The sequence below is a fragment of the Kitasatospora sp. NBC_00374 genome, assembly GCF_041434935.1.
Taxonomy (GTDB): Bacteria; Actinomycetota; Actinomycetes; order Streptomycetales; family Streptomycetaceae; genus Kitasatospora.
In genome coordinates, this window is the sequence record NZ_CP107964.1 from 2,600,865 (window position 1) to 2,624,418 (window position 23,554).

Genomic DNA, 23,554 nt, shown 5'->3' on the forward strand with positions numbered 1-23,554 from the left:
CGGCCCCGAGGCTGCCGCGCAGCGGCGCGGTCAGGGCGCGGGCGACGTCGACCGGGCCCGCGCCGGCAGTGGTCCGGGCGTGGGCCAGGTCGGTGGAGCCGTGCTCCGTCATCAGCTCCCCCTCGGCTGCTCCGGGCTACTTCTCCCCGGAGTCGTCCTGCTTCTCGGTCGCGGCGGCGGACTCGGCAGCGGACTCGGCAGCGGCAGCCTCGGCGGCGGCCTTCTCGGCCTCCTGCTGGGCTTCCTTCTCGGCCTTCTGGGCCGCCTTCTGCTCGGCGGCCTCGGCCTTCTGGACGGCCTTGCGCTCGGCGTCCGCGCGCTTCTTGTCCTCGGTGATCTGCCGCTTGGCCGCCGTCGCGTAGATGTCGACGTACTCCTGGCCGGACAGCCGCATGATCTCGTACATCACCTCGTCCGTCACCGAGCGGAGGATGAAGCGGTCGTTCTCCATGCCCTGGTAGCGGGAGAAGTCCAGTGGACGGCCGATCCTGATGCCGGGGCGGATGCCGAAGTTGGGCACCACCTGGCCGGGCGGCTGCACCTTCTCGGTGTTGATCATCGCGACCGGGATCACCGGGGCGCCGGTGGCCAGCGCGACCCGTGCCAGGCCGCCGACCTTGCCGCGGTACAGCTTGCCGTCGGGCGAGCGGGTGCCCTCCGGGTAGACCCCGAAGACCTCACCGCGCTCGATCACGGCGATACCGCTGCGGATCGCGGCCTCACCGGCGCCGCGGGCGCCGGAGCGGTCCACCGGGAGCTGGCCGACGCCCTTGAAGAAGGCGGCGGTCAGCCGGCCCTTGAGCCCCGGGGTGGTGAAGTACTCGGCCTTCGCGATGAAGGTGACCCGGCGTTTGAGCAGCGCGGGCAGGAAGAACGAGTCGGAGAAGGACAGGTGGTTGCTCGCGAGGATCGCGGGCCCCTCGTCGGGGATGTTCTCCTCGCCCTCCATCCAGGGCCGGAAGAAGATCCGCAGCAGCGGTGCGACGATCATCTTCATCAGTCGGTAGAACAACCCGGGCCTCCTGTTATGCGGACCGGTCGATCCTAATGCCCACGACCCTCGGCTCCGTACCGGCGGGGCCGTCCCGGCCCGCGGGCGGCACGCCCTGTACGGGGCCGCGCCGGGCGTGGGACGATGCGGCCGACCCCGTCCCACTGCCCACGGAGGAGCCTTCCGATGCCGCCACTGCCCGGTGCCGAACCCTTCCGCCACCAGGGCGGACCGGTCGGCGTCCTGCTCGTCCACGGCTTCACCGGCTCGCCGCAGTCGCTGCGCCCCTGGGCCGACCACCTGGCCGCAGCCGGTCTGACCGTGTCCCTCCCGCTGCTGCCGGGCCACGGCACCCGCTGGCAGGACATGCAGCTCACCCGCTGGGAGGACTGGTACGCGGAGGTCGACCGGGAGCTGCGCACCCTGCTCGAACAGTGCGAGCAGGTCTTCGTCTTCGCGCTGTCGATGGGCGGCTCGTTGGCCCTTCGGCTGGCCTCCCGGCACCGCGGGGCGGTCTCCGGACTGGTGCTCGTCAACCCGTCCGTCCGGTCGGACAACCCCGCGAGTGTGCTGTTGCCGGTACTGCGCCACCTCGTTCCGAGCCTGCCGGGGGTGGCCAACGACATCGCCCTGGAGGGTTCGACCGAGCTCGGCTACGACCGGACCCCGCTGCATGCCGCCTGGTCGCTGTCGCGGCTGTGGAAGGACGTGCAGGCGGTGCTGCCGGAAATAGATCAGCCGGTGCTGTTGCTGCACAGCCCGCAGGACCACGTGGTCTCGCCGGCCAACTCGGAACTGGTACTCGCCCGGATATCCTCGACCGATGTGACCGAGCTGCTTCTTGAACGCAGCTACCACGTGGCGACATTGGACCACGACGCCGGGCTGATCTTCGAGGCGAGCCTCGACTTCGTCCGGCGCCTGGCGCCGGTGACGACCGTCGATGCCGACAACCACTCGGGCTGAAGGGCCGGCAGTGCACGAGACCAACAAGGCGGGCGGCGACGAGGAGCTGCCCCAGGGCGGCTCCGCGAGCGAGCCCGCCGACCAGGCCGACACGGCCGAGGCCACCGACGCGCCCGCGCGCCGTCCGGCCGGCGGCAGCCAGGCCGAGCAGGACGCGATCTTCGCCGCCCTGGTCGCCCAGTTCGACGACCCGGTGGACCTCACCGACCCCCAGTGGCCCGAGATCGAGAACCTGCGGGCCACCAAGGAGAGTGCGGCGCCCGGCGGCGACCCGGCCCTGGCCGACCTCGCGCCGCGGCCGCGCCCCCGCGGCGGCGGGCCGGGCCCGCGCGACTACGTGGCCGCGGAGGACCAGGACGAGGGCCACTTCGTCCCCCCGGAGCCGCCGCCGCTGCCTCCGGCCGACACCACGGCCAGGTTCGCCTGGCTCGCCGTCCTCGGCGGGCCGGCCCTGCTGCTGTTCGACGCGCTGGTCTGGCGCGAGGTCTCCGGCTGGCCGGCCTGGGTGGGGGTCTCCGCCTTCCTGGGCGGCTTCGCCACCCTGGTGGCCCGGATGAAGGCCGGCGACGACGACGAGCCGGAAGACCCGAACGGCGGCGCGGTCGTCTGAGGCGGGCTCAGGCGCCGGGCAGGACGGTACGGAGCCCGGGTCGGCGGTACCCGGAGATCTTGGCCAGGGCGAACACGACGGCCGCCGCACAGGTCACCGCCGCCCAGGCCGGCAGCAGCAGGGCGGCCGGCAGCAGCGCGCCCAGGGTGAGCACCACGCAGGGCCCGTACCAGCGCAGCACCGTCCGGACGCCGTCGCCGTAGCGCAGGGCGATGGCGGCGTTGGCGGTGTAGAAGGCGAGGACTCCGCCGCACAGCGCCCAGCAGGAGCCGGACGGCAGGTGGTGGTCCGGCTCCGCGACGGCGGTGCCGAGCGCGGCGGCGATCACCGTGATGCCGGAGACCAGCACGAACGGCAGGTACATCACGGTGTCGCGGATCGCGCGGGTGGCGCCGCCCGCCTGGGCCCGGTCCAGCCCCTGGGCGGCATGGGCGGTGCCCCAGAGGAAGAAGATCATCGCCAGTTCGGCGACCACCACGAAACCGGCCAGCGCGGCGCCGGCGGAGGCGGCGGTGAAGTGGTCGGCCAGGGTGGCCACCACCGTGAACACGCTCTCGCCGAGCACGATCACCACGAACAGGCCGATCCGCTCGACCAGGTGCTCGGTGGAGAGCCGGCTGTAGAACTCCTCGGTGAGCCCCGTCCGCACCGCCAGCAGCACCACCTCCAGCGCGATCGCCACCCCCCAGAGCACGAACCGCCCCGGGTTCGGCACCGCGGCCGACACCGCCCACAGCACGGCCGGCACCAGGGCGTAGCCCAGCGGCCGCCACCGTGGCAGCGGGTCGTCGCTGCGCCGGGCCCGGTCGAACCAGATCAGGAAGAACATCAGCCGCACCCAGGCCGCGCCCAGCGCGTACGCCCAGGCCCGGTCGCCGAGCCCGTCCGGCGCGGCCGCCGCCATCAGCCCGAGCGCCGGCATCGCCGCGAGCAGCATCGCCTGCACCCCCGGCCGGGCCGAGCCGAACACGTTGACCGTCACCATCAGGTTGACCCACGCCCACCAGGCCGGGAAGAACAGCACGAGGAAGGTCCCGAAGTCCCCCGCGTCCGGATCCCCGTGCAGGTCGCGCGCCAGCACGCTGACCGTGACCACGAACACCAGGTCGAAGAACAGCTCGAACCAGCCCGCCCGGTGCTCCTCCGAAGCCACTGCCGCCGTCGTCTCGCTCACGCCCCCACTGTGCGCGGCCCCGCACCCCGCCCGCGGCCCGGCTCGCCGGGGAGCAGCCGGATCGGAAGGCTCCTAGGCTGGACGGTGGAACACCCCGCCGGACCCTGGAGGCGGTGCGCCATGCACGCCGCTCGCTCCGCCTGCATCGGCTTACTGAGCGCGGCCATCGGCCTGACGGCGGCGGCCGGTTGCGGCTCGCCGGAGATCACCACGGCACCGATCTCCCCGGTGTCGTCCACCGGGTCGGCCTCCGCCGCCACGGCCGCGACGCCGCGGGCAGGGGTCGGCGACACCCTGGAACTGGCCGGTTCACAGGCCGGAGAGCGGATGGCCGTGACGGTGACCCAGGTGGTCGACCCGGCCTTCCCGTCGACCGGGTTCGACTCGCCCAGCCCGGGCGACCGCCTGGTGGCGGTGCAGTTCCGGCTCAGCAACACCGGGACGGCGCCGTACTCGGACTCCCCTTCCAACGGCGCCCAGGTGATCGACTCCACCGGACAGGGCTTCAACGCCGTCATCGCCGGTACCAGCACCGCCGGGCCCGCGTTCCCGGCCGGGGTCCGGGTCGCACCCGGCGAGAGCGCGCTCGGCTTTATCACCTTCGACATCCCGGCCCGATCTGCGGTCGCGAAGGTGCAGTTCACCCTGGAGTCGGGCTTCGCCGCCCAGACCGGCCAGTGGACGGTCACCGGCGCACCTGGCTCGCCCCGGACACCCGGGGCACCGACCACCCCCGGCTCCGCGCGCACGCCCGGAACGCCGGCCACCCCGACCGCCACCCCGACCGTCTCCACCGCAGCTCCCGCCCAGGTGGTGCTGGACTACGTCGCGGCCATCAACTCCCATGACTACGCCCGCGCCTGGGCGCTCGGCGGACGCAACCTCGGCGGCAGCTACCAGAGCTTCGTGGCGGGCTTCGCCGACACCGCCCACGACACCGTCACCATCACGAGCGTGCGAGGCAACACCGTCGGCGTGGTGCTCGACGCCCTCCAGAACGACGGCAGCCACCGCTTCTACTCCGGCACCTACACCGTGGTCAACGGCGTGATCACCGGCGCGGCGATCCGCTAGGAACTGGCGGCCGGGACCCGCACGACGGCCAGCACCGGCAGGTGGTCGGTGGCGGCGAGCAGGTCGGCCGGGTCGAGGCCGGGCAGCCCGTGCGGGACTCCGCAGGCCAGGACCTCCAGGTCGCGGGTGGCGAAGACCGCGTCGATCCGCTGGTGCGGGTTGTCCGGTACGGAGGTGAAGGTGCCGCCCCAGGGCGCCGCCGGGTGGGCGTCCTGGAAGTCCGCGGCCAGCTTCCGCCAGCCCGGGCCGTCGGGGTGCTCGTTGAAGTCCCCGGCGATCAGGCCGGGCTCCCCCGGGTCGAACTGGCCCGGCAGCAGGGCGAACTGGCGCTGCCGTTCCTCGGCGTCGAGGCTGAGGTGGCAGCTGGTCACGGAGAACGGGACGGATCCGCCGATCCTGACCAGGGCGGTGGCGAAGCCACGGGCGTGCAGGCCCCGGGTCTTGGGGAGCAGGCGGTCCCTGGTCGCCAGGACGTCGACCCGCAGCCGGCCGAGCAGCAGCGGGCCCGCGGCGACCCGGCCGCCGCCGGAGAGGATGACGGTGCCGGTGCGGTGGGCGAGCCAGGCGGCCTGCTTCTCGGGCTTCCAGTAGCGCGGGGACTCCTGGACGCAGATCAGGTCGGGCTCGCAGGCCTTGATCACCCGGACCAGGGCGTCCCGGTCGTCGCGCAGCGAGCGGATGTTGTAGCTGAGCACGCGGACGCGTTGGGCGCCGTCGGGCTCGGCCCCGGAGGCGGGCAGCTCGGTCACTGACGTCACGGAGCCGATGCTAGGGCCTGTCCGGCACCTGACGGTGGATCAGCACGCGAAAAGGGCGGCGGGACGGCTGCGCGCCCGTCCCGCCGCGAGGTCAGATCCGGGCGAGGTCGGCCGCGCCGGAGATGCCGGCGGCGGAGCCCATGGAGGCGAGCACGACCTCGGCCCGCGGCCGGTGGACGCCGCCGGTGAGGTACTTCCGGAAGGCGGCGGCGACCGGGTCGAGCAGCAGCCGGCCGGAGTCCGAGACGCCGCCGCCGAGCACGAACACGCCCGGGTCGAACAGCGCGGCGAGGTCGGCCATGCCGCGGCCCAGCCAGTCGGCCAGCTCCGCGTAGCACTCCAGCGCCAGCGGGTCGCCGTCCTCGGCCGCCTCGGTGATGTGGATGCCGCGGATGGTCTCGGCGACGCCGTCGTTGAGCTCCAGCATCCGCTTGCCCGCGATGGGGTCGGCGGCGGCCTTCTCCCGGCCGTAGCGACGCAGCGCCCGGCCGGAGCCGTACTGCTCCCAGCAGCCGTGGCCGCCGCAGCCGCAGAGCAGCCCGTCGGGGACCATGTTGAGGTGGCCGATCTCGCCGGCCACGCCGAAGCGGCCGCGGTGCAGCCGGCCGTCGAGCACGATGCCACCGCCGATGCCGGTGCCGACGGTGATCAGCACCATGTCCTCGTGCGCGGCGGCCGCGCCGAACCGGAACTCGGCCCAGGCCGCGCAGTTGGCATCGTTCTCGACCACCGTGGGGAGCCCGGTGAGCTCCTCGATCCGGGTCTTGAGGGGCTCGTTCTCCCAGGCGATGTTGGGCGCGAAGATCACCGTGGAGCGGTCCCGGTCGACGAAACCGGGGGCGCCCACGCCCACGCCGCCCACGTCCGGGTGCTGTTCCTTCAACTCGCGGACGGCCTGCGCGATGGCGTCGACCGCCCACTGGGGGTCGGCCGGGGTGGGCACCCGGGTCCTCGCCAGGATCTCGCCGGTCTCGTCGACCACGCCTGCCGCGATCTTCGTCCCGCCGACATCGACGCCGATGGTCAGAGCCATGTGTCCCTCAGCTATTCACTCGTTCCCGCTGAGCGGAACGCTACCCGCTGGGCAGTGCTCCCGTACACACTCCGACCTACATGAATCGAAGACAATTTTCGAGAATTTGCCCGAGACGCCTTCAAAAGTCGTAATGTTCGCCCCTCTGAGTGACATTGACAGAGCTTTCGGTCACCATCCCTGACCAGCAGCTTCAGAAGTTGTCGGACGGTTCGTCGAGGTCGATGTGGACCGGCTCGGCGTGTCCGGGCGCCGACCAGCGGCGCTCGTGTCCGGCCACCGCGGCCCGGTACGCGGCCAGCAGCTCACCGCCCGCGGCGGCGAGATGTCCGAACACCTCGGGGTTGCTCTCCCGGACGCGGGTGCCGTACTCCTGGGCCTTGCCGCCGAGCGCCTCGGCGAACCGCCGCACCTCGTCCACCAGCGGGCCGAGCTCCGGGCCGAACGGCTCGCCGGAGCCGTCCGGCTGCTCGGAACGGTCGGTCTTCTGGTCCGCCATCAGTGGTCCCTCTCGCCGCGGTCGAGCCACCGACGGTACCGGACCGGGCCGACGGGCGGTCGCGATCACGCCCCGGGCCGGGCGCCGAGGGCCCCGGCTACTGCGCCAGGCCGCGGGGCCAGAGCGCCGGGTCGGGCGCGAAGCGCAGCGTGAGCACCCCGTCCGCGAGGCCCGCCCCACTGACGGTGCAGCGGCGCAGCGCGGACGGCAGCAGCAGGATCCGCCGGTAGGCACCCACCCCGAGCACCAGTTCGTCGCCGCGGCGGACCAGCTCCAGCTCGTCCCGGTCGGCACCGGGCAGCGGCAGGTGCCAGAGCAGCAGCCCGTCCTCGGCCAGCCGGTCCTCGATCCTGGGCTGCGGCGCCGGGGCGGCCGGCGGCCGGCCGGCGGCGTAGAGCTGGGCGGCGATGTCCTCCAGGGCCACCTCCGGCCGGCGGCAGGTCAGCAGCGGGACGTCCAGTTCGGCGGCCAGTTCGGCCAGCCGGTCGCGTTCGCGGGCGGCCAGGCCGGCCAGCCACGGGTCCGGGGAGGCGACGGCGTCCGCGGGCAGGGCGCGGTGGGCGACCACGGCGTCCAGCCGGTGCCCGTACAGGGCCAGGCCGGCCCGGATCCGGCGCAGTTCCTCGGGGCGGTGGGTCTCGGCGTCGACGGCCAGCCGGACGGTGGTGCCGGGGGCGTCGACCACCGCGCGGGCTTCGGCGAGCGCGGCCTGAGCGGTGGCGCGCGCCTCGAACAGCCAGTCCGCGGGCATCGGGACGCCGGCGACGGCGGCCAGGAGCGGGCGCAGCGCCCGGGCGGCCTGGCGCTGCTCGGGCAGCAGCCGCGACAGGTAGCGGTCCAGTTGCTCGGGCAGGGCGAGGGTGGCGATCAGCTCGGCGGGGGCGGGGGCGGCGACCACCACGACGTCGGCGTCGGCGGAGCGCAGTTCCCGCAGCAGGGCGAGCGGCCGGGTGCCGGGGAGCGGGGTGAGCTCCTCCGGGTCGAGCGGTTCGGCGCCGATCAGGGCGAGCGCGGGGGCGAGCCGGCCGCTCAGTGCCCCGAGGGCGTCGCGGAAGGTGCTCTGCTCGTCGATCCGGGCGACGTCGAGCCGCTCGGCGTACCGGGCGGGCTCGGCCGTCAGGCGGGTGCCGAGCAGGACGTCCAGGGCGCGGTGCGGGTCGTCGGCGGCGAGCAGCAGGGTGCGGCGGCCGGCGGCGGCGGCGTGCAGAGCGGTGGCGGCGGCGACGGTGGCCGCCGCGCTCTCGGCGCCGCTGACCAGGATCGTGCGGGGTGCCACGGGATCTCTCCGCTCAGCCTTCGGGGGTGGGCCCGGCTCGGCCGGCGGGCCCGGCTTCGGTGGTGGGGCCGGTCAGCCTTCCACGCGCTTCTTCAGGCCGGCGAGCGCCCGGTCGATGATGACCTTCTCCGCCTTGCGCTTGATCATCCCGAGCATCGGGATCTTCACGTCGACGGCCAGCTGGTAGGTGACCTCGGTGCTGCCGTTCTTGAGCGGGGCGAGCGCGTAGGAGCCGTCCAGGGCGCGGAGCATCTGGCTCTTGACCAGCGTCCAGGAGACCTCGCGGTCGTCGTCCCAGGTGTAGGCGAGCACGTGCTCGTCGCGGATCGCCCCGGCGTCCAGCAGCAGTCGCACCTCGGCCGCACGGCCGCCGTCGACGGTGGCCAGCACCTCGATCTCCTTGACCTCCCCGGTCCAGGCCGGGTACGCGGCGAAGTCCGCGATCACGGCCATGACCTCGGCCGGGGTGGCGTCGATGATGATGCTCGACCTGGTGTGCTCCGCCATGACGGCCCTCCGCGTCTCTTCAGCTGTGCGCCCAGGGCAGGCTATCGCGATACGGCGGGCGGGCGGCCCGCCGCCCCTGCGGCGCCGGCCGGCGGCCGACGGAGATGGTCGGTGCACCCGCTACCCGTGGGTCACCCGGGGCCTGCCGTAAGGTGCCGGTGGGACCGGCGCTGACCTGGTCCGTCAGAGGTGACGGGTGTGACTATCGGAACACCGAAGGCAACCCCCTGGCCCAAACGACCTACCGGGCAGTAACGTCCTGCCGTCCCGCAGCGTCGCAGACGAGGAGCAGTCTTGCTCGAGTTCAGCCTTCCGGCCCGCTACCAGGTACCGAGCGGCGGTAACCTCTCCGACCTCGTCCACCAGAACGCCGAGCTGCACCCGGACGTGGCCGTCCTCGGGCGCAAGGTGGACGGCCGGTGGCAGGACGTCACCGCCGTGCAGTTCCTGGCCGAGGTCCACGCGGCGGCGAAGGGCCTGATCGCCACCGGCATCGGGCCCGGCGACCGGGTCGGCGTGCTCTCCCGGACCCGGTACGAGTGGACGCTGCTGGACTTCGCGATCTGGTCCGCCGGCGCGATCACCGTCCCGGTGTACGAGACCTCCTCCGCCGAGCAGGTGCGCTGGATCCTGGGCGACTCCGGCGCCGTGGCCGTGGTCACCGAGACCGACGCGCACGCCGCGCTGGTGGCCGGGCTTCGCGAGGAGCTGCCGGAGCTGGAGCACACCTGGCAGATCGAGGCCGGCGCGCTGGCCGCGCTGGCCGAGGCCGGCGCCAAGGTCACCGACGCCACGGTGACCGAGCGCCGCTCGGTGGCGACCGAGGACTCGCTCGCCACCATCGTGTACACCTCGGGCACCACCGGCCGCCCGAAGGGCTGTCAGCTGACGCACGGGAACTTCATCTCCGAGCTGGGCAACGTGACCACCCGTCTGGAGCCGCTGTTCCGCACCGGCGAGGGCTCGACCCTGCTCTTCCTGCCGCTGGCCCACGTGCTCGGCCGGATCGCCGAGATCGCGGCCGCGATCGCCCCCATCAAGCTCGGCCACGTCTCCGACATCAAGAACGTCACCGCCGAGCTCGGCTCGTTCCGGCCGACCCTGATCCTGGGCGTCCCGAGAGTCTTCGAGAAGGTCTTCAACACCGCACGGGCCAAGGCCCAGGCGGACGGCAAGGGCGCGATCTTCGACAAGGCCACCGAGACCGCGATCGCCTACAGCCGGGCCCTGGACGCCGGGCGGATCCCGCTGCTGCTGCGGATCAAGCACACGGTCTTCGACCGGCTGGTCTACAGCAAGCTGCGCGCGGCGCTGGGCGGCCGCTGCACCCATGCGATCTCCGGCGGCGCCCCGCTCGGCGAGCGCCTCGGCCACTTCTACCGCGGCATCGGCTTCACCGTGCTGGAGGGCTACGGCCTGACCGAGACCTGCGCGGCGATCGCCTTCAACCCGCACGACAAGCCGAAGATCGGCACGGTCGGCCAGCCGATGCCCGGCTCCGCCGTGAAGATCGCCGAGGACGGCGAGGTCCTGCTCAAGGGCCCGCAGGTCTTCACCGGTTACTGGAACAACCCGGCGGCCACCGCCGAGGTGCTGCGCGACGGCTGGTTCGCCAGCGGCGACATCGGCACCCTGGACGACGAGGGCTACCTGACCATCACCGGCCGGAAGAAGGAGATCATCGTCACCGCGGGCGGCAAGAACGTCGCCCCCGCCGTGATCGAGGACCGGATCCGGGCCCACGCCCTGGTCGGCGAGGTGATGGTGGTCGGCGACCGCAGGCCCTTCATCGCCTGCCTGCTCACCGTCGACCCCGAGTTCTTCCCCAAGTGGAAGGAGCTCAGCGGCAAGCCCGCCGAGGCCACCCTGACCGACCTGCGCGAGGACGCCGATCTGCTGGCCGCCCTGCAGGCCGCGGTCGACGAGGGCAACCTGGCCGTCTCGGCCGCCGAGGCGGTCAAGAAGTTCCGTCTGCTGGACACCGTCTTCTCCGAGGAGAGCGGCCACCTCACTCCCTCGCTCAAGCTCAAGCGCAACGTCGTCCTCAAGGACTTCGCGGGCGAGGTCGAGGCGCTCTACCAGCGCTGAGGCGAGCACGCCGACGGCCCGTCCGCTCCACCCGGAGCGGACGGGCCGTCCCCTGTCCGGGCTCAGCCGGCCAGCAGCGAGGTGAGCCGCCCGGCGAGCAGGTCCCAGCGCCAGGAGCGCTCGACCCAGCGGCGCCCGGCCTCGCCCATCCGGCGCCGCAGCGCCTCGTCCTGCAGCAGCCGGACGATCCGCTCGGCCGTCACCTCGGCGGAGCGGCCCGGGACGACGTACCCGCTCTCGCCCTCCAGCACCGCGTCCGGCGCGCCGCCCGAGTCGCCGGCGACCACCGGCAGCCCGGTCGCCGAGGCCTCCAGGTAGACGATGCCGAGGCCCTCCACGTCCAGACCGCCGCGCCTGGTCCGGCAGGGCATCGCGAAGACGTCGCCCGCGCCGTAGTGGGCCGGCAGCTCCTCCCAGGGCACCGCGCCGGTGAAGCGCACAGACGCCCGCACCCCGGTGGCGTCCGCCAGCTTCTCCAGCTCCCCCCGGTACGGGCCGCCGCCGACGATCAGCAGCACCGCGTCCGGGACCTCCGCCAGGATCTGCGGCATCGCCGCGATCAGGGTGTCCTGCCCCTTGCGCGGCACCAGCCGCGAGACGCAGACGACCACCGGACGGTCGGTGAGGCCGAGCCGCTCGCGGATCGCGGCCCCGCCGGAGTCCGGGCGGAAGGTCTGCTCGTCGACGCCGGGCGGCAGCTGCACCATCCGATCGGCCACCTGCGGGCCGACCGCGGCGGCGATCCGGGAGCGGGTGTACTCACCGAGGTAGGTGAGGGTGTCGGTGCCCGCCCCGATCCGGCGCAGCAGCTGCCGGGAGCCGGGCAGCTGGGCCCAGGCGGCCTCGTGCCCGTGGGTCATCCCGAGCAGCCGGTCCGCCCCGGCCCGGCGCAGCGCCGGGGCCATCAGCCCGAGCGGCGCGGCCGCGCCGAACCACACCGAGCTGCAGCCCTCGGCCTTGAGGATCTCGGCGGCCCGCCGGGTCACCCGCGGGGTGGGGACCATCATCTTCGTCCGGTCGCGGATCACCGGGAAGGGTTGCTCCGCGTCGAACTTCGCCACCTCGCTGCCGTCCCGCCAGGTCGAGGCGTAGACCACAATGCTGCCCGCCGGCTGGCGGACGGCCATATTGTGGACGAAGGCCTGGATGCCGCCGGGCCGGGGCGGGAAGTCGTTGGTGACGATCAGGGTCTTGTGCATTGCCACGGCTCGCTCGGTCGGGGGGTGCTCGGTGTACCGCTCACTGATCCGTACCATAGGTCAACACCCCGGCGCGTCGGGAACGAAGCATGCCCGCGCAACCGTTTTCGCTCGGGGTCGGTCCTAGCAGGTGGGCCCGGGGGAAGCAGGCAGTGCGCACCGCGGTGCGGAGCCCTTCCGGGCGTCCGTCCCGTGGTGTCCGCCTGTGACGTGTGTGACGAACGAAGGAGAGTCGTGGAGTTGGCCCCGGTCGGCAGAGCCGAGCGCAGCGCCGGCAGCACCGCGCTGCCCCCTTCGACTCCGACCCCGGCCGGCGGGGCCCTGTGGGGCCTGGGCGCCGGCTGGATCGCCACCCGGGTGCTGATCGTGCTGATGGTCCTGGGCATCCTCAGGATCTCCAACGCCGACGTCAGCACCGACGTCTCGGTGATCTACCACGGCTGGTTCGAGGTCCTGCGCACCGGCACCTTCCCGCTCGACGACGTGACCTGGCAGTACCCGCCCGGCGCGGCCCTGGTGATCATGCTTCCCGGCGTGCTGCCCTGGTCGTACCTGGTCTCCTTCTTCGTCCTGTGCGGGCTGTTCGACCTGCTGACCATGGGCCTGCTGATGCGGGTCGGCGCCCGCAGGGGCCGCAGCTTCACCGGCGCCTGGATGTGGGTGGTCGGCGTGCCGCTGCTCGGCCCGACGGTCTACTGCCGGTACGACATCATCGTGACCGCGATCACGGTCGTCGGGCTGCTGGCCGTGATGCGCAGGCCGGCGCTCGGCGGCCTGCTGCTCGGCCTGGGCGCCCTGATCAAGGTCTGGCCGGTGCTGGCCCTGACCGGCACCCCGCGCGGGCGCCGGACGAGACGTTCCTGGACGGCCACCGTCGCCACCGCCGCGGCGCTCGGCTTCCTGCTCACCGCCGGGATGAACGGCGCGTTCGACTTCCTGAAGTTCCAGAAGGAGCGCGGGATCGAGATCGAGTCCCTGGGCGCCCTTCCGCTGCACTTCGCCCGGCTGTTCGGCAGCTGGGACGGCCAGGTGACGATGAACTACGGCGCCCAGGAGATGCTCGGCCCCTGGGTGCCGGTGATCGCCAAACTGTCACTGGCGGGCACCGCGATCGGCTTCGGCTGGCTGCTGGTCTGGCGGCTGCGGGCCACCCGCTGGCAGGCCGCGACCCCGTTCGACGCGGCCCTGGCCGCGCTGCTGGTGTTCACCGTGACCAGCCGGGTGATCAGCCCGCAGTACATGATCTGGCTGATCGGCCTGGCCGCGGTCTGCCTGACCGTCCGGGGCACCAGCCAGAAGCCGGTGGCCGTGCTGATCCTGGTCGCCGCCGTGCTCACCACGCTGGAGTTCCCGCTGCTCTTCGGCCAGGTGCAGCGGAGCCAGGCCCTCGGCGTCGCCGTGATCAGCGCGCGGAACCTGACGCTGCTGGCGGCCACCCTGATCTCCTGCCGCCGCCTGTGGCGGTCCACCCGGCGGGTCGAGCCGGCCACCACGGTGGTGCTGCCGACCGCCGAGCCCACCCCCGTGGGCTACCCGGTCCGGCCCGGCATCGCGTACGAGCAGGCCCTGCTGGACGGGCTCGACCAGCCGGTCGGGCGTGGCACGGCCTCCTGATCCGGGCTTCGAACTGAAACTTGCTGCAAAGTCTTGCAGCGGCGGGTTTCCCCTGACACCATCGGGAGCCGTCCGGCCCGCCGTCCAGCCCTGGGGGATGCCACATGTCCGAGTACGAGGTCCTGGTCGTCGGTGGAGTCGGTGTGGACACCATCGTCCGGGTCGACCGGATGGAGCTGCCGGACAGCGACTCGGTGCACGTCCCCCCGGTCCACGACTACGTCGGCCACACCGGCAACGGCGTGGCGCTGGGCTGCCACACCCTGGGCCTGCGGACCAAGTTCATCGACTTCCTGGGTGACGACCCGCAGGGCGCCCTGGTGCTGGCGGCCTACCGCCGGCACGGCCTGGACTTCAGCCACCTGGTCTCCCCCGCCGGCACCCCGCGCGGGGTCAACCTGGTCGACGCCGCCGGCCGGCGGCTGTCCTTCTACGACGGCCGCCACCCCGCCGGGCTCCGACTGCCCCGGGAGTTCTGGCTCCCGTTCCTGGAGCGGGCCGGCCATGTGCACCTGTCGATCACCGGCGTCAACCGCGACCTCTACCCCGACATCCGCCGCCTGGGCCTCAGCTGCTCCACCGACCTGCACGCCTGGGACGGCGCCAACGACCACCACCGCTTCTACGCCCTCAACTCCGACCTGGTCTTCCTCTCCACGGCCGGCTGCCGGGGGCGGCACGAGGAGGTCATGCGCACGGTGCTGGCCGAGGGCCGGGCCGAGCTGGTGGTCGCCACCGCGGGCGAGCACGGCAGCTACCTGCTCACCCGGGAACAGGACGAGGTCCGGCACTTCCCGCCGGCCGACCCGGGGCTGCCGATCGTGGACAGCAACGGCGCGGGCGACGCCTTCGTCACCGGCTTCCTCGCCGGCCGGCTGGCCGGGCACCCGCCGGAGGCCTGCATGCGGGCCGGCGCGGTGGCCGGCGCGTACGCCTGCACCCGCGCGGGCACCCACACCGCGCTGATCGGCCCGGAGCCGCTCGCGGCCGCCCTGGCGGCGGAGCAGCCCGACCGCGCCCTGACCGAGCACCCCTAGCCGAGCCGGGCCGCCTCCGCAGTCCAGCGCGCGGTGAACTCCGCCGCGCCGATCCCGAGCCGCCCGCGCAGCAGCCGGTCCAGCACCGCGTCGGCGCTCTCCCCCGCGGCGGGCCGGCCCGCCGCGCCGACGTCCCGGTAGAGCCCCACCAGGGTCCGCTCCCCGAAGTCTCGGGCGATCAGGTCGCAGGCCAGCCAGGAGAGCTCGTACGCCTGGCCGATCCGGTCGGCGCCGGCCGTGAAGTCGGCGTCGGAGGGCAGCACCGCGGGCATCCGGCCGGCGGTCACCTCCTGGGCCAGCGCCGGGGCGATCTGCCGGGCGGTGCGCCCGGAGCCGAGGTAGGCGGTGTGGTCGGCGACGCCCTCGGAGAGCCACATCGGGGTCCAGCCGCGGGTGTCGGCCCGGGTCGCGACATGAGTGGCCTCGTGGGTGATGACGACCCGCCGGCCCAGCTCGCTGAGGCCCCGGTACGCCTCCGGGTTGACCACGATCCGGTCCGCCGGGGTGTGCTCCGGGGCGCCGCCGGCGGCGACCGTCACGGCGGCGATGCCCTGGTAGGGCTCCGGCCGGACGTCCAGCAGGGCGGCGAACTCCAGTTCGGTGGCGGGGAGCTGGAGCAGCAGCCGGCCGGGCCAGGCGTCCCCCCAGACCGCCTCGACGGCCGGCACCGCCTGGTCCGCCCGGCCGGCCAGCCCCGCCAGGTCCTGGTCCGCCCCCAGCCCGAGCACCAGGCAGCGGCTGCCGCGCACGGCCTTCACCCGGCCCAGGTCCCACAGGGCCGGGGCGCCGACCGGCTCGTCCGAGACCAGCCGCCAGCCCTCGGCCAGCCGGACCAGCTCCAGGCGCCGGTTCAGCACCGCCGGGTACTGGTCGAGGTCGGTCAGCCGGTGGCCGAGCTCGGCCGCGACGGAGATCCGGTCGGCGCCGGCCGGCGGTTCCGTGAACGAGGTCAGCCGGTAGGAGAGCGCGGCGAGCGGCACCTGCGCCATCCGGTCCAGCAGCTCCTGCTGGACCGGGCGGGCCGCCGGGGCGGTGCCCGCCGCCAGCGCCGCGCCGTCCCGCCCGACCAGGGCAGCGGCCCTGGCCGCGAGCAGTTCCTCGACCACCGGCCGCAGCAGGGCGGCGGCGGGCGGCCCGGCAGCGGCGGTCGGGCGCGGCGGACGCAGCAACGGGAGCGAGAGCTGGGCCACCCCGGCCCCGGCCAGCAGCAGCGCGGCGCGCCGGGACAGCACCGGACGCCCCGCCCCGGGCTCGGGGGGCAGGTTCGTCACCAGCTGTTCCGGCTCGCTGCTCAGACCCGTACCACCCCGGCGACGGGCATCGCGTTGACGCTCTCGTAGCGGACCTGGGCACCCGGGTACGGCGCGTGCACCACCACGCCGCCGCCGGCGTACATGCCGACGTGGTGCATGTCCTTGTAGAAGATCACCAGGTCTCCGGGCCGTGCTTCGCCGAGGCTGATCCGCTGCCCCGCGTAGGCCTGGGCCTGCGAGGTCCGCGGCAGGGTCACTCCGGCCTGCCGCCAGCTCCAGTACATCAGACCCGAGCAGTCGAACGCGCGGGGGCCGGTCGATCCGTAGACGTACGGCGAGCCGATCTTGCTGACGGCGGCGGCCAGCGCGGCGGCGGCCCGGCCGGAGGAGGGCGGCAGATCGCCGAGGTCGAGGCGGTCGGTGCCGCGGGTGGCCCGCTGCTCGGCGGCCCTGGCGTCGTCGGCCACCATCCGGGCCCGCTCGACCGCGCCGAGGCTGCTCAGCAGCCGCTGGGCCTTGAGCAGCCGCTGGCGGACCTCCGACTTGCTCTCGGCCAGCGAGCGGCGCACCTCCTCCAGCTCGGCCAGCTTGGCGGTGGCCTCGTCGCGGCGCTGGTCCAGCCGGCGCTGGCGGTCCAGCACCTGGCGCAGGGTGTCGTTCTGCCGGGCCGTGGCCTGGTCGAGCGCGCGGGCCCGGGCCAGGTAGGCGGCGGGGTCGGAGTCCAGCATCAGCCGCACCCCCGGGTTCATCACGCCCGAGCGGTACTGGGCACCGGCCAGTGCGCCGAGGTCCTGGCGCAGCCGGTTGAGCTCCTCCTGGCCGCCCGCGATCTGGCTCTGCAGCGCGGCGGCCTCGGTCTGCAGGCGCCGCTGGCACTCCTGGGCCGCGTTGTATCGCTCCGAGGCCTGCTCGGCCTCGTCGTAGAGCTGGTCGACCTGGGCCTTGACGTCCTTCTTGGCGATCGGCTCGGCCGGCGGGCCGGGAAGGGCCTGGGCGCTGCCCGCGACCGTCACTCCCAGCGCCGTGGTGGCCGCGGCCGTGACGGCCAGTGCGCGGGCGAGCCGCCGGACGCCTGGCAGTTGGGGACGGCGGTGCACGGTCATGCTTCGGCGACTCCGTTCCTGCGGCCGGGCCACCGCCGCCGCCCGGGGGTGGGCGGCCGTCCGTGCGGAGGTCCGGGGGCAGACGTTAGCGAGTCATGGCGAGCTAGTCCAAACCCCTCCAGTAGCGAATATTTGACCACTAATCGGACAGCTGCCCCATCGCGCGGTCCCGCCGCAGGCCGGCGGCCACAACGCCACCGGCCCGGCCCTCACGGGGAGGGCCGGGCCGGTGGACGGAGGTGAGGCGAGGTCAGGGCCGCACGATCGCGTTGATCGACGCCATGGTGGCCGACTCGTAGCGGACCACGGCACCGGTGTGCGGCGCGTGGATGACCTGCCCGTTGCCGACGTACAGCGCGACGTGGCTGGCGTCGCTCTTGTAGATGATCAGGTCGCCCGGCTGGGCGTTGGCGATGTTGGTACCGACGTTGGTGCCGGCGCCCCGCTGGTCCTGCGAGGTCCGCGGCAGCGACACGCCGGCCTGCGCGTAGGCCCACTTCATGAGGCCGGAGCAGTCGAAGCTGCTCGGGCCGGCCGCACCGTAGGAGTACGGGCTGCCGAGCTTGGACTGGGCGGCCGCGATCGCGGCGGCGGCGTGCGTACCGGCCGGCACGTTGACGGCCACGTCGGTGCGGGCCGAGTCGCGGGAGGCCCGCTCGGTGCTCGGGGCGGCGGCGGTGGCCTTGGCCTTGGCCTCCGCGGCGGCCTTGGCCTCGGCGGCGGCGAGCTCGTCGCGCTCCTTCTGGGAGAGCGACTCCAGCAGGGCCGTCGCCTTGGCGATCTTGGCCTGGACCTCCTCCTTGTCGGCCTTGAGCCGCTTGGTGGTGGCGTCCAGCTCGGCGAGCTTCTGCTCGGCCTCGTGCTTCTGCTGGTCGAGCTTGCCCTGCTCGTCCTTGAAGGCCTTGAGCACGTCGGCCTGCGAGCTGCCGACCTGGTTCATCGCGCCGGCCTGGTTGAGGAAGGAGTCCGGGCTGGCCGAGAGCATCAGCTGCACGGTCTGCGGGATCCCGCCGGTGCGGTACTGCTCGGCGGCGATCTCACCCAGGCTGCCCTGAATGGTGCTCACCTGGGCCTGCTGCCGGGCGACCTGGTCCTGGATCTGGGAGACCTGCTTCTGCAGGTTCTGCTCCTTCTCGACCGCGGCGTTGAACTCCTCGGTCTTGACCTCGGCCTGCTCGTTGAGAGCGTCGACCTGAGCCTTGACCTGGTCCTTGGTCGGGGCCGGGTCGGCGTGCGCGCCGGACTGCGACGAGAGCGCCACGGCGGTGGCGGCAGCGGCGGTCAGAATCGAGACACGGGCCCGGCCGGCGGGCTTGGGACGACGATGGGACGCCACGAAGGCGGACTCCTTCTTCCTCACACCGCCTACCGGGTGAGCTGACGGGTTCGGGCCGGAAGACACGCCCTACAACGCCTCACCGACTGCCCGTCAGGCACGCGGACCACGTCCGCGCACCGCTCCGGCGGTCGACCTGGCGCCGATTCACCCCGAGGAACGTGGTTCCCCGGCTCCGATACGCAGCACCCCGACAGGGGCTTCCCCGTGGGCAGTCAGGCTGCCCAGCTGCTTCTCGGACTCGGCGGCGACCACCGTTGCCACCCGGCTGGGTGGACGACTGGGCGGCGGTCCGTGACCTGACCCTAGTAACCCATCCGTGATCCGTTCAAATCCTTGTCAGAAAAAAGGCGGAATCCTTGCCATGTTCGATTGGGATTACGACCGACAGTGACAGAACCCCTACCCAGGGCTGATAAATATTCAGCATATGGTCGCAAAATGAAACGCCCGGACGTGTCGGAGATCACAGCGGGATCTCGACCCGGTCCGGGCGTGTCATGGAGCGTCAGTTAGCCCTTGAACAGGGCAAATGTCCGAAATGGGACGGGGTGGACGGGGCGTCGGCCCGCGCCGGATACCTGCCTCAGACCCGGCGGATGGTCTTGATCGGCATGGCGTCGGCCTTCATCACCTTGACCACGTCACCGGTGCGCGGGGCGTGCACCACCAGGCCGTTGCCGATGTACATCGCCACGTGGTGCGCGTCGTTGTGGTAGATCACCAGGTCGCCGGGCTGGGCATTGGCGACGTTGGTACCGACGTTGGTGCCGACGGTCGCCTGGCTCTGCGAGGTACGCGGCAGCGAGACGCCGGCCTTCGCGTAGGCCCAGACCATCAGACCCGAGCAGTCGAAGGTGCTGGCGCCGGTGGCCCCCCAGACGTAGGCCGAACCGCGCTTGCTCATCGCGGCATCGACCGCGACGGCGGCATAGCCGCCGGGTGCGGGAAGGTTGGAGAGGTCGAAGCGGTCGTCGCTGCGCGAGGCCCGGTCGCCCATCACGGCGGCCCGGTCGGCCGCGCTGAGCTGGCTGAGCAGCTTCTGCGCGTCCTTGAGCTTGGACTGGACCTCGGTCTTGGCGTCGTTCAGCGCCTGGGTGCTGCGGTCCAGCTCGGCGAGGACGGCCGCGGCCTCCTGCTTCTGCTGGTCCAGCCGGCGCTGCTGGTCCTTCAGCGACTTCAGGGTGTCCGCCTGGGTGCTGGCGGCCTGCTCGAAGCTGGACGCCTGCGCCAGGTAGCCGTCCGGGTTGGTGGAGAGCATCAGCTGCATCGACGGGTCCATGCCGCCGGAGCGGTACTCCTGGCCGGCCACCGCGGCCAGCCCGGAGGCCAGCTCGGTCATCTGGCCCTGGCCGCGCGCGACCTGGTCCTGCAGCTGGTCGGCCTGCTTGCGCAGCTGGTCCGACCGCTCCTTGGCGCCGTTGTAGCGCTCGGCGGCCTGCTCCTGCTCCTCCAGCAGCTTGTCGACCTGCGCCTTGACCTCGTCCTTGTTCGGCTTGGCGGGCGCCGCGTGGGCGCTGACCTGGGCGGACAGGGCGACCGCGGTCGCTGCTGCAGCGGTCAGCACGGTCACCCGTGCGCGGCTCGGCTGCTTCGGACGGCGGTGGGAGGCCAAGGGGGTTGCTCCTTCTTCCTGCTGGACTCACTCGAATGAGCGAAAGTCCGGAATATAGGTTTGACGCCAGACCCTAGTGAAGATCATGCTCCGGCGCCACTCCCCTACCGGAACGAACTTCCTACCCGCCACGGGATTTCACGCGATGGACACAACCAGGCCACCGGCGGTTGACGGGAGATCAGCCGAATCACGCCCGGGCCAGGCGGTTGAGCAGCAGAACCGAGGCCACCGGACGGGCACCGGCCTGGCGGACACCGTCCGCGACCTCCTTGTCGGTGGACACCACCACCACCGGACGTCCCTGCGGCTCCGCACGCACCAGACGCCGGATCAGCTCGTCCGCCGTCTCGCCGGTCCGGCTGAACCGCACCCGCACCCCGCGCGGCGGCGCCATCATCACCGGAACGTCCAGATCCTGCCCGTCGAAGACACAGGTCACCTCGGCCTGCGTCCGCTGCGCCAGCATCGCCAGCCCGCCGAGCAGCCGCAGCCGCTGCTGCTCCAGCGGCAGCGCCGGGTAGCCGGACTTGGTCACGTTGTACCCGTCCACCACCAGATGGACCTGCGGGATCGCCAGCAGCTGGTCCAGCAGCGCCGGGTCGTCCTCCGCCAGGCCGCGCCTGGCCACGTCGTTCGGCGAGGCCGACACCGGGGCCACCGCGTCCACCAGGTCCGCCGGACGCAGCTGGGCGACCGGCAGCGCCAGCTCCCGCTGCAGCCCCTGCGCCGAGTGCAGCACGGTGTCCAGCAGCAGCCGCAGCCGCATGTCCTCCACGGTGCGGCCCTCGCGCGCCGAACGGCGGCCGGCCTCGACCGCCGTCTCCAGCTCGGTGATCCGGTGCTTCAACCGCCGGGCCTCGCTCTCCGCGGCGCTGCGCTCGGTCGCACCCGCCGTCCGCAGCGCCTCCAGCTCGCCCTGCAGCTTGCGGCTCTCGGCCTGGGCCCGCCGGGTGTCGCTCTCCAGGCTGCGGACCCGCTTGCGCAGCGACTCGGCCTCCTTGCGGACGCCCTCCGCCTCGGCCCGCTGCCGGTCCAGGTCGGCCCGCGCGGTGGCCCGCACCTCGGCCAGCTCCTCCTGGAGCTTCTCCACCAGCCGGGCCGCCTCGGCGGCGGCGCCCTCGGCGCCGGCCCGCTCGACCTCCTCGCCGGCCTCGACGACCACGCGCGTCCAGCCAACCGTGCGCAGCAGGTAGGCGCCGGCGGCGACGTCCATCGGGTCGGCAGCGCCGGGGACGGTGCCCGACTCCAGGGCGGTCACCAGGTCCGGCTGGCCGAGCCGCAGGCGGTCGGCTATCCGCAGCCGGAAGACCGGGTCGGCCTCCAGCGCGGCGGCCAGCGCCGTACCCGCGTACTTCGCCCGCCGGGCGGGGGTGAACTTGGCGTACTGGCGCAGCGAGGCGGGCAGGTCGGCGGACGGGATGCCGCCCAGCGCGTCGGCCGCCAGTCCGACCACCCGGCGGCGGACGCCCTCGGGCAGCGGACGGTCCAGGTGCTCGGGCGCGGCCTTGGGGCCGTCGTCGGCCACCGCCTCGCCGCCGGGCACCGCCTCGCCCTCGGGCGCCGCCTCGTCGGCCTCGGTCGCGGGGACGGTCTCGTCCGTGCCGGGGAGCACCGGCTCCGCAGCGGGCTGCTGCCCCTGCGGCTCGGCGGGCCCCCTCGCTGCGTCCACCACGTCCTCGGCTCCGATCCTGGTCCGGCGGGGTCCGTACGGCCGTCTGCCGCCGCCCCGGAACTCACCGCTCTCTGCAATTGTCCCGTCTACCGTGCCCCACCGACAGCACGCCACACATCGGTGCCGGGCGGGCCGGGCCGGGACCCCGCGGGGATCCGGCCCGGCGGTCGGCTGCCGGGGCCCGGCCGGGTCAGGCCCCGGGCTCTTCCCCGGCGCTCTCCGGGGTGCTCTCCTCGGCGCCCGGACGGGCCACCAGCTCGACCTGGTCGACGGCGTTGCACCAGCGGCAGCGCACCGACTCCAGGGTCTCGCTGAGCACCTCGGTCTCCTCCACCTTTGACTCGCCGGCCAGGTCGAAGTGCAGGTACTCGACCACACGGGCCGACCGGGTCACGTCGAAGCGGGTGAGGTTGCCGCACAGCGTGCAGCGCCAGCGGGTCTCGGCGGTGGGGGCGGCGATGGTCATCGAGGTCCTCTCGGATGGTCCCTGTTCCGGGCCCTCAAGCCTATTGCCTGCGCCTCGGCGCGCGATCACCGGCCACCCGCGAACATCCGTTCACCCGTACGCGGTAACCACGGTGTCGCCCGCCCGGCCCGGAGGAATGCTCCGGGAATGGCGCTCCCCGTTCTCGCCCGGGTCGGCCGTCCGCGCGCCGCCCTGCCCGGGCGGCCGCCGGTGGTCACCTTCACCCTGATCGCGCTGAGCGCCCTGGTCCTGCTGTGCGGCCCCAGCTTCGGCCTGAACCCGGTCTACGGCACCGGCGACGCCCGGGTCTGCGCCGAGCAGCGGTACGAGCAGCGCTGGGGCGCGGTGCCGGTCGAGCTGCTGGAGCGGCACCCGCTGACCGCCGGTCAGCTGCGCGCGCTGTCCCCCGCGACGGACGGCTGCGAGCTGCTGCCGACCCCCGGCAAGAGCCCTGTCCTGTCGGTGCTGACCTCGCTGTTCGTCCACGCGGGCTGGCTGCACCTGCTCGGCAACATGCTGTTCCTGTTCGTCTTCGGCCCCGGGGTGGAGGAGCGTCTGGGACGGGTCAGGTTCCTGCTCTGCTACCTGGCGATCGGTTACCTGGCCACCTACGGCTACGCGCTGGCGGAGGCGCACTCGGACGAGGCGGTCCGGGCCCTGGTGGGCGCCTCGGGGGCGATCGCCGGGGTGCTCGGTGCGTATCTGCGGCTCTTCCCGAGGGCCCGGGTCACCACCCTGGTGCCGGTGCTCCTCTTCCTCCCGCTGCGCTTCCCGGCCTGGCTGGTGCTGGGCCTGTGGTTCGCCCTGCAGTGGTGGTCGGTCCGGGCCGGCGGCTCCGGGGTGGCGTACCTGGTGCACGTGATCGGCTTCGCGACCGGTTGGCTGATCGCCTGGGCCGGGAGTGCGCGAGGCAGCAGACGGCCCACCTGACGGCGGATACGCTGGGCCCGTCCCCTCACACAGGAGCCCAGCCGTGATCACCGCGATCGTCCTCATCAAGACCAGCGTCGACCGGATCCCCGAGATCGCCGAGGCGATCGCCGCGATCGAGGGCGTCAGCGAGGTCTACTCGGTCACCGGAAGCTACGACCTGGTGGCGATGGTCCGTGTGCGGCAGCACGAGGACCTGGCCGAGGTGATCCCCGGCCAGGTCAACAAGGTGCCCGGGGTCGAGCACACCGAGACCCAGATCGCGTTCCGCACCTACTCCCAGCACGACCTCGAGGCCGCCTTCGCCCTCGGCCTGGAGTAGCCAGGGGCGGAGCGTCCGCGGGCCGGCG

At 73.4% G+C, this 23,554-nt stretch carries 22 protein-coding genes and 1 riboswitch; of the genes, 8 read left to right on the forward strand and 14 right to left on the reverse strand.

The window, feature by feature from the left end; translation table 11 throughout:
• Window positions 1–136 precede the first annotated feature (136 nt).
• Window positions 137–997 (reverse strand): lysophospholipid acyltransferase family protein, encoded by an 861-nt coding sequence (locus OG871_RS11625; protein ID WP_371503281.1) that lies wholly within the window; start codon window positions 995–997, stop codon window positions 137–139.
• A 180-nt stretch (window positions 998–1,177) separates the two neighbouring features.
• On the opposite strand from OG871_RS11625, the gene OG871_RS11630 reads away from it, so the two are divergent.
• Together OG871_RS11630 and OG871_RS11635 are read left to right on the forward strand one after the other, a co-directional pair.
• Window positions 1,178–1,957, forward strand: a complete 780-nt coding sequence (locus OG871_RS11630; protein ID WP_371496594.1) for an alpha/beta hydrolase — start codon at window positions 1,178–1,180, stop codon at window positions 1,955–1,957.
• A gap of 10 nt (window positions 1,958–1,967) precedes the next feature.
• On the forward strand, window positions 1,968–2,567 hold the full coding sequence (locus OG871_RS11635; protein WP_371496596.1) for a hypothetical protein: 600 nt from the start codon (window positions 1,968–1,970) through the stop codon (window positions 2,565–2,567).
• A gap of 7 nt (window positions 2,568–2,574) precedes the next feature.
• Here OG871_RS11635 and OG871_RS11640 read toward each other — a convergent pair whose 3' ends face one another.
• Window positions 2,575–3,741: a low temperature requirement protein A gene (locus OG871_RS11640; protein ID WP_371496597.1), complete on the reverse strand. Its 1,167-nt coding sequence runs from the start codon at window positions 3,739–3,741 to the stop codon at window positions 2,575–2,577.
• 120 nt (window positions 3,742–3,861) lie between these two features.
• Here OG871_RS11640 and OG871_RS11645 point away from each other — a divergent pair, with 120 nt between their 5' ends.
• Window positions 3,862–4,815, forward strand: coding sequence for a DUF4352 domain-containing protein (locus OG871_RS11645; protein ID WP_371496598.1), 954 nt, complete (start codon window positions 3,862–3,864; stop codon window positions 4,813–4,815).
• Here the strand turns inward: OG871_RS11645 and OG871_RS11650 are convergent.
• The 5 genes from OG871_RS11650 to OG871_RS11670 all read right to left on the reverse strand — a co-directional run bounded on the left by OG871_RS11650 (window position 4,812) and on the right by OG871_RS11670 (window position 8,888).
• Entirely contained in the window at window positions 4,812–5,573 is a 762-nt protein-coding gene (locus OG871_RS11650) for an endonuclease/exonuclease/phosphatase family protein (protein ID WP_371496600.1), read from the reverse strand. The two genes, OG871_RS11645 and OG871_RS11650, sit on opposite strands and share 4 nt — an antisense overlap.
• A 91-nt stretch (window positions 5,574–5,664) precedes the next feature.
• Window positions 5,665–6,606 (reverse strand): ROK family glucokinase, encoded by a 942-nt coding sequence (locus tag OG871_RS11655; protein WP_371496602.1) that lies wholly within the window; start codon window positions 6,604–6,606, stop codon window positions 5,665–5,667.
• 193 nt (window positions 6,607–6,799) lie between these two features.
• Window positions 6,800–7,105 (reverse strand): DUF5304 family protein, encoded by a 306-nt coding sequence (locus tag OG871_RS11660; RefSeq protein WP_371496604.1) that lies wholly within the window; start codon window positions 7,103–7,105, stop codon window positions 6,800–6,802.
• A 97-nt stretch (window positions 7,106–7,202) separates the two neighbouring features.
• Window positions 7,203–8,381, reverse strand: coding sequence for an ArsA family ATPase (locus OG871_RS11665; RefSeq protein ID WP_371496605.1), 1,179 nt, complete (start codon window positions 8,379–8,381; stop codon window positions 7,203–7,205).
• 72 nt (window positions 8,382–8,453) lie between these two features.
• Complete coding sequence (locus OG871_RS11670; protein ID WP_371496607.1) at window positions 8,454–8,888, reverse strand: SRPBCC family protein; 435 nt, start codon at window positions 8,886–8,888, stop codon at window positions 8,454–8,456.
• Between the two features lie 294 nt (window positions 8,889–9,182).
• Here OG871_RS11670 and OG871_RS11675 point away from each other — a divergent pair, with 294 nt between their 5' ends.
• The gene (locus OG871_RS11675) at window positions 9,183–10,976 is read left to right on the forward strand and encodes a long-chain fatty acid--CoA ligase (RefSeq protein WP_371496609.1); all 1,794 of its coding nucleotides are present in this window, start codon (window positions 9,183–9,185) and stop codon (window positions 10,974–10,976) included.
• 62 nt (window positions 10,977–11,038) lie between these two features.
• On the opposite strand, the gene OG871_RS11680 is transcribed toward OG871_RS11675, so the two are convergent.
• Window positions 11,039–12,175, reverse strand: a complete 1,137-nt coding sequence (locus OG871_RS11680; RefSeq protein WP_371496611.1) for a glycosyltransferase family 4 protein — start codon at window positions 12,173–12,175, stop codon at window positions 11,039–11,041.
• Between the two features lie 234 nt (window positions 12,176–12,409).
• Here OG871_RS11680 and OG871_RS11685 point away from each other — a divergent pair, with 234 nt between their 5' ends.
• Both OG871_RS11685 and OG871_RS11690 read left to right on the forward strand, forming a co-directional pair.
• Entirely contained in the window at window positions 12,410–13,789 is a 1,380-nt protein-coding gene (locus tag OG871_RS11685) for a glycosyltransferase 87 family protein (RefSeq protein ID WP_371496613.1), read from the forward strand.
• 104 nt (window positions 13,790–13,893) lie between these two features.
• Window positions 13,894–14,826, forward strand: a complete 933-nt coding sequence (locus OG871_RS11690; RefSeq protein ID WP_371496615.1) for a carbohydrate kinase family protein — start codon at window positions 13,894–13,896, stop codon at window positions 14,824–14,826.
• Here OG871_RS11690 and OG871_RS11695 read toward each other — a convergent pair.
• The 6 genes from OG871_RS11695 to OG871_RS11720 all read right to left on the reverse strand — a co-directional run bounded on the left by OG871_RS11695 (window position 14,823) and on the right by OG871_RS11720 (window position 22,274).
• On the reverse strand, window positions 14,823–16,097 hold the full coding sequence (locus tag OG871_RS11695; protein WP_371496617.1) for a hypothetical protein: 1,275 nt from the start codon (window positions 16,095–16,097) through the stop codon (window positions 14,823–14,825). The two genes, OG871_RS11690 and OG871_RS11695, sit on opposite strands and share 4 nt — an antisense overlap.
• 20 nt (window positions 16,098–16,117) lie before the next feature.
• Window positions 16,118–17,182, reverse strand: coding sequence for an NlpC/P60 family protein (locus OG871_RS11700; protein ID WP_371496618.1), 1,065 nt, complete (start codon window positions 17,180–17,182; stop codon window positions 16,118–16,120).
• A gap of 250 nt (window positions 17,183–17,432) precedes the next feature.
• Window positions 17,433–18,518, reverse strand: a complete 1,086-nt coding sequence (locus OG871_RS11705) for an NlpC/P60 family protein (RefSeq protein WP_371496620.1) — start codon at window positions 18,516–18,518, stop codon at window positions 17,433–17,435.
• 10 nt (window positions 18,519–18,528) lie between these two features.
• Window positions 18,529–18,716: riboswitch (cyclic di-AMP (ydaO/yuaA leader) on the reverse strand.
• A 388-nt stretch (window positions 18,717–19,104) separates the two neighbouring features.
• Window positions 19,105–20,133 carry an NlpC/P60 family protein gene (locus tag OG871_RS11710; RefSeq protein ID WP_371496621.1) on the reverse strand — a complete coding sequence of 343 codons (1,029 nt, stop codon included), beginning with the start codon at window positions 20,131–20,133 and terminating at the stop codon, window positions 19,105–19,107.
• A gap of 190 nt (window positions 20,134–20,323) precedes the next feature.
• Window positions 20,324–21,679, reverse strand: a complete 1,356-nt coding sequence (locus tag OG871_RS11715; RefSeq protein ID WP_371503282.1) for an NYN domain-containing protein — start codon at window positions 21,677–21,679, stop codon at window positions 20,324–20,326.
• A 319-nt stretch (window positions 21,680–21,998) separates the two neighbouring features.
• Complete coding sequence (locus OG871_RS11720; RefSeq protein WP_371496623.1) at window positions 21,999–22,274, reverse strand: hypothetical protein; 276 nt, start codon at window positions 22,272–22,274, stop codon at window positions 21,999–22,001.
• Between the two features lie 147 nt (window positions 22,275–22,421).
• Between OG871_RS11720 and OG871_RS11725 the strand changes: the two genes are divergently transcribed.
• Window positions 22,422–23,204: a rhomboid family intramembrane serine protease gene (locus tag OG871_RS11725; RefSeq protein WP_371496625.1), complete on the forward strand. Its 783-nt coding sequence runs from the start codon at window positions 22,422–22,424 to the stop codon at window positions 23,202–23,204.
• 43 nt (window positions 23,205–23,247) lie between these two features.
• Window positions 23,248–23,526, forward strand: a complete 279-nt coding sequence (locus OG871_RS11730) for an Lrp/AsnC ligand binding domain-containing protein (protein ID WP_371496626.1) — start codon at window positions 23,248–23,250, stop codon at window positions 23,524–23,526.
• Window positions 23,527–23,554: the final 28 nt, after the last annotated feature.